Below are 5247 nucleotides of genomic sequence, written 5' to 3'. Positions count from 1 at the left end.
AGATCGTCCACGTCGTAGTTTTGATGACAAACCACGTGGTGAACGTCCAGCGTTCGGTGGTGAAGATCGTCCGCGTCGCGAGTTCAACTCAGATCGTCCACGTCGTGAAGGTGGTTTCAGCGATAAGCCACGTCGTAGCTTCGATGACAAACCACGTGGTGAACGTCCAGCGTTTGGTGAAGATCGTCCAAAACGTAGCTTTGGTGGTGAAGATCGTCCGCGTCGTAGTTTTGATGACAAACCGCCGCGTCGTAAATTCGACCGCTAATCAATATTTAGTTTGAAAAAAAAGGCCAGTAAAAATACTGGCCTTTTTTATTTTTCAGTTTTGTTATAAACTAACAAAATGTGAATTGGTTCAATTTTTTATTAAATAATGCGTAAAAGTAAGCGAAAAGAGACAATAATGGCACAGTTGAAGAACCTTCTGGTTCAGCATGGGTTGCCTTATCTTTTTATTGCACTCGTTTTGTGTAATGGTGTTTACTTCGCCTACGCTTTTATAAATGGAAGTTCTGTTGAGCAATTCCAAGCTTCTGAATTGACCTCTTTTTACGAACATACTTCTTCGACTTCTCTCAAGTAAGTTAGCTTTGCTTTTGTCAAAATTACAACAAGTTTGCTAATTTTCAGTGTTATAGTATGCGTGCATAAAAGTGCAGGAACGATTGCCATTATGAATAATAAAACTCCTCTCTCGACTCAACCGCTTATTGAAGTGAAGAACTTGAGTTTTAATCGAGGGGAACGCGTCATTTATGACAATATTAGTTTAAATATACGTCGAGGCCAGATTACGGCCATTATGGGACCTTCTGGTACAGGTAAAACAACTTTATTACGTCTGATTGGTGGACAATTAGTTCCAGATCAGGGGGAAGTTTTACTCGACGCTAAAGATATTGCCAAAATGTCTCGTCAGGAACTTTTTTCCGCTCGTGCACGTATGGGAATGTTATTTCAGAGTGGAGCTCTATTTACGGATATGTCCGTTTATGAAAATGTGGCGTTTCCAATCCGAGCGCACACAAAGCTTCCCGAAAATCTCATTGCTGAACTGGTTGCATTAAAACTTGAATCTGTGGGTCTACGTGGTTCTGAACAATTAATGCCGACAGAACTTTCAGGTGGTATGAATCGTCGTGTAGCATTGGCTCGCGCGATTGCACTTGATCCCGATTTAATCATGTACGATGAACCTTTTGCTGGTCAAGACCCAATTGTGAAAGGTGTTTTGACACGTTTAATTCGTTCACTACGTGAAGCGTTAGATTTAACAACAATTATTGTTTCGCATGATGTTGCAGAAACATTATCGATTGCTGACTACATCTATGTGGTAGCTGAAGGAAAAATTCAGGGAGAGGGTACACCTGAAGAGTTGCAAAAACATGCTTCTCCATTTGTACACCAATTCTTAACAGGTTCGGCAGAAGGACCAGTTGAATACCAGTTTAGTCATCTAGCTTATTTAAATAACGAGGTTCGTCCATGAATACGATTGCCTGGTTAGGTAGACTCGTTATTGAGCGGATTCGAGGCATTGGTGCTGCGGCACATATGCTCTTGCAGATTATTTTTTCACTTCCTACCAAGGGTGGTTTTGGTCGTTTTGGTTACCAAATGCACCGCGTAGGTGTGATGTCCTTACTTATTATTACCGTTTCTGGTTTGTTTATTGGTGCGGTTCTTGGCTTGCAGATGTATAGCATTTTGGTCACTTTCGGTGCTGAGTCGATGTTGGGTACAGCGATTTCGTTAACCCTACTCCGTGAGCTTGCTTCTGTGGTTGCTGCATTGCTATTTGCAGGACGAGCAGGTTCTGCATTGACTGCCGAAATTGGTTCAATGAAGCAAAGTGAACAGCTTGCCAGTATGGAAATGATTGGTGTTGACCCATTAAAACAAATCGTATCACCACGTCTTTGGGCAGGTATTGTCAGTTTGCCAATGTTAACTGTGATATTTGCAGCCATTGGTATTATTGGTGGCAAGATGGTCGGTGTTGACTTTTTAGGTGCTGATGAAGGCTCCTTCTGGAGTGGCATGCAAAATACAGTGCGTTTCGGGCATGACATTATCAATGGCACGATTATTAAAAGTATTGTTTTTGCTTTGATTTGTACATGGGTCGCTGTTTATCAAGGCTATGCCTGTGATCCGACACCAGAAGGCATTGCAACGGCAATGACCCGGACGGTTGTGTATTCTTCATTATGTGTTTTAGGTTTTGATTTCGTGTTGACTGCGGTCATGTTCGGAGGGATTTAATGAAATCACGTAGTAGTGAACTGGCCGTTGGTATCTTTGTTATTATCTTCGGTATTGCATTGTTTTTCTTAGCAATGAAAGTTAGTGGGCTTGTTGGTACGAACTTAAGTGATAGTTATACCATGAAGGCTCAATTTGATAACGTCAATGGGCTAAAGCCACGTGCTAAAGTGACAATGAGTGGTGTTACAATTGGTCGTGTTGATTCAATTACGCTTGATCCGGTTACGCGTTTGGCTACCGTAACATTTGGTTTAGATGGAAAGTTGACAAGTTTCAATCCTGAACAATTAAAAGAAGTTCAGAAGAATGCGCTGGAAGAGTTGCGTTATAGCTCAGATTATACTCAAGCTTCTCCAGAGCAACAAAAAGCAATGGAACAGCAACTGACCAGTAACATGACCTCCATCACAAGTATTGATGAAGATGCTTATATAATGGTAGCAACCAATGGTTTGTTGGGTGAAAAATATTTGAAAGTTGTACCTGGTGGTGGTGTGAACTACTTGAAACGAGGTGACACGATTTCAAACACTCAAGGAACTATGGATTTAGAAGATTTAATTAGTAAATTTATTACTGGTGGTGGGGCTGGTAAAGTTGCTGCCGGTTCAGGCTCAACAGAAGCGAGTGCTCCTGCAAGCACTGATAAAGATAGTGCACAAGCCTCATTTGTTGAGTAAAAGATTATTTGAAGGAGTGGTTCCTGGTGAATACGTTGTTTAAACAAACCCTGACAGCAAGTCTTTTGTCTACCATGATTGTGGGTACAGCATTTGCTGCACCTTCAGAAGCACCACCTGATTTTATCAAGCGTGTTGCTGATGGTTTGATTACTCGTTTGAAAGCTGATCATGCAAAATTGCAAAATAATCCAGCATTAGTGAAGAGTATCGTACGTCAGAATTTAGACCCGTATGTTGATTCACAAGCATTTACTCGTATTGTAATGGGTACTTATGCAACAAATCAGTATAGTACAGCGGCACAGCGTGCTCAGTTCGAAACTAACTTCCGTAATACTTTAATTGAAAATTACGGTAGTGCATTTGCTAAATATACGAACCAAAGCTATACCATGCGCCCTTACAAGGCAACAGCGGGTAAAAACCCAGTAGTGACATTGGACTTCAGTCATAACGGCGACAAAATTCCGGTATCTTTCCAGTTAGCTGATAAAGGTACTCAATGGAAAATCCGTAATATCAATGTTTCTGGTATTGATTTGGGATTACAGTTCCGTAATCAGTTTGCTGCAACCGTGAAACGTAATGGCGGCGATTTGAATAAAGCAATTGCAACCTTCCAACCGGATGCAGACGCTGCTGTTAATCAGAACAAACAAAAATAGTAGGTGAAGAGTGATTCAGTATCTCAACCAACAATTGGTTGTTTCGGGAAAAATTGATTTTGAAAATGCGGAACAACAGTATCAAGCAGGTTTAGCTATCATCAAGAAGCAGCAAAGCTTTCCTCTAGTGGTAGATTTAACAGAGCTTGAGCATGGCAGTACCTTGGCCTTGGCTGTTTTAGTTCAGTGGTTGCGAGTGACTCCACAAAAAGCTGGATTGCATTTTAAAAATGTACCCGAAAAAATGCTGAAGATCATTCAAGCCTGCCATTTGCAAGAAGATCTACATTTGATCTGATGTTCAAGATGTAAAAAAGCACCTATATTTAGGTGCTTTTTTATGCTTTGGACTAGCATTTTATTACAAAGCTTAAATCCATTTTTTCCAGCGGAAATAAATAATAGGGCCAATAAAGAAACCGATAATAATCAGTAAAACGATGATGAAACTAGTCGTACCATGTGCAAAAGGAAGTACATCTGTGTTCATTCCATAGATGCTGGCAATAAGCATCGGAGGAGCTAACATACTTGGTAAGATCGAGAATCGACGGATCGTGTCATTCTGTTCGGTATTAATGAACCCAGACGTTGTATCAAGCAAGAATCGTACTTTTTGGAATAAGAAAGCATCATGTTCTACGAGTGAGCGGACATCTTCACTCAGTTCTCGAATATCAGCATCGTAAATATGACTGCCTAATGCCCGAGGGCGTGATAAAAAAGTAAGTACACGTCGTAAATCAATTAAACAGAGCTGAGCTTTTCCTAGCATGTCTTCTTGTTGAGCTAGACGCGTAATCATGTCATCTAGATCTAGAATTTGTTCACGTTGGTGATTGTTAAGAACCTCTGTCGAGTATTTTTCTAAATCTTTGTGGATATCTTCTAAGATATCCGCAAGCTCATCGAGTTTTGCTTCAAGAAGACCTAATAAAATCCATGTTGGATCTTTATAGTCCATGTCATAGTCATTTCGACGAGCACGCGCACGAAAGGCACGAAACGCAACTAATTTTTCTCCCCGCATCGTAAAGAGACGGTCTTTATGTAAAATAAATGCGACCGTTTGTACCATCGCTAAAATGTGTGATGAATCTTCTGCATCACCATCCACTTGATAGTTTTTATTTTTCGTTAAAAAATAAGTACTGATATGCAAAATACCATCATCATCACGGTAGAATCGTGCTGAGGATGAAATATCTTCAAGCGATTTTAGTGTGGGTAAATTTTGGTCATAGGCATCTAGTACCCATTGTTGCTCTTCTTGTGAGGGTGCAATAAGATCAAGCCAGACTAATTCGGGATGTAGATCAAATCCACCATTGATGGTGGCATCTTCCAGACTTCCGCGTTCTGTGGCATAAAAGGCTTCAAGCATGTGTCTTTTTTCCTCACGCAGTCTGATGGAAATGGATGGGTGTATTTTAGACAAGGATTTGCCGAAAAACACTTGCCAATACGCTATTTTGCAAAAAAAAACTCTATCGATAGTTTAGTTTGTCAGCATGACAGTTCAATAAAACGGTTTTTTACACTATGAATTCAATTTGTATTTTCTGTGGTTCATCTCTTGGTTCAAACCCAATTTTCCAACAAATTGCCAAAATTACAGGTGAGGC

At 40.4% G+C, this 5247-nt stretch carries 7 protein-coding genes and 2 pseudogenes; 8 read left to right on the top strand and 1 reads right to left on the bottom strand.

Annotated elements, in window-relative coordinates; genetic code table 11:
- The 7 genes and pseudogenes from UC75_RS20920 to UC75_RS09130 all read left to right on the top strand — a co-directional run.
- Positions 1-268 (top strand): annotated as a pseudogene (locus UC75_RS20920) (DEAD/DEAH box helicase); the annotation flags it as partial.
- A gap of 108 nt (positions 269-376) precedes the next feature.
- A complete protein-coding gene (locus UC75_RS09155) occupies positions 377-586 on the top strand; it encodes a hypothetical protein (RefSeq protein WP_081402062.1) in 210 nt (69 codons plus the stop codon).
- 90 nt (positions 587-676) lie between these two features.
- On the top strand, positions 677-1495 hold the full coding sequence (locus tag UC75_RS09150) for an ABC transporter ATP-binding protein (protein WP_005301184.1): 819 nt from the start codon (positions 677-679) through the stop codon (positions 1493-1495).
- Entirely contained in the window at positions 1492-2271 is a 780-nt protein-coding gene (gene mlaE, locus UC75_RS09145; protein WP_049837392.1) for a lipid asymmetry maintenance ABC transporter permease subunit MlaE, read from the top strand. The genes UC75_RS09150 and mlaE overlap by 4 nt, the downstream gene beginning before the upstream one ends.
- Positions 2271-2954: an outer membrane lipid asymmetry maintenance protein MlaD gene (locus UC75_RS09140; protein ID WP_005301188.1), complete on the top strand. Its 684-nt coding sequence runs from the start codon at positions 2271-2273 to the stop codon at positions 2952-2954. Before mlaE ends, UC75_RS09140 begins: the two co-directional genes overlap by 1 nt.
- 26 nt (positions 2955-2980) lie before the next feature.
- Entirely contained in the window at positions 2981-3622 is a 642-nt protein-coding gene (locus UC75_RS09135) for an MlaC/ttg2D family ABC transporter substrate-binding protein (RefSeq protein WP_049837391.1), read from the top strand.
- 10 nt (positions 3623-3632) lie between these two features.
- Positions 3633-3920 carry an STAS domain-containing protein gene (locus tag UC75_RS09130; RefSeq protein ID WP_016140092.1) on the top strand — a complete coding sequence of 96 codons (288 nt, stop codon included), beginning with the start codon at positions 3633-3635 and terminating at the stop codon, positions 3918-3920.
- 72 nt (positions 3921-3992) lie between these two features.
- Here the strand turns inward: UC75_RS09130 and UC75_RS09125 are convergent, their stop codons facing one another.
- Complete coding sequence (locus UC75_RS09125; protein ID WP_004789661.1) at positions 3993-5006, bottom strand: CorA family divalent cation transporter; 1014 nt, start codon at positions 5004-5006, stop codon at positions 3993-3995.
- A gap of 158 nt (positions 5007-5164) precedes the next feature.
- Here UC75_RS09125 and UC75_RS20915 point away from each other — a divergent pair.
- Positions 5165-5247, top strand: a pseudogene (locus UC75_RS20915) (TIGR00730 family Rossman fold protein); the annotation flags it as partial.

This window comes from Acinetobacter sp. V2 (assembly GCF_001188385.1).
GTDB classification, from domain to species: Bacteria; Pseudomonadota; Gammaproteobacteria; order Pseudomonadales; family Moraxellaceae; genus Acinetobacter; species Acinetobacter oleivorans.
The sequence above is the reverse complement of the archived record's forward strand: the minus strand, read 5'-3'. Positions and strand labels throughout refer to the sequence as shown.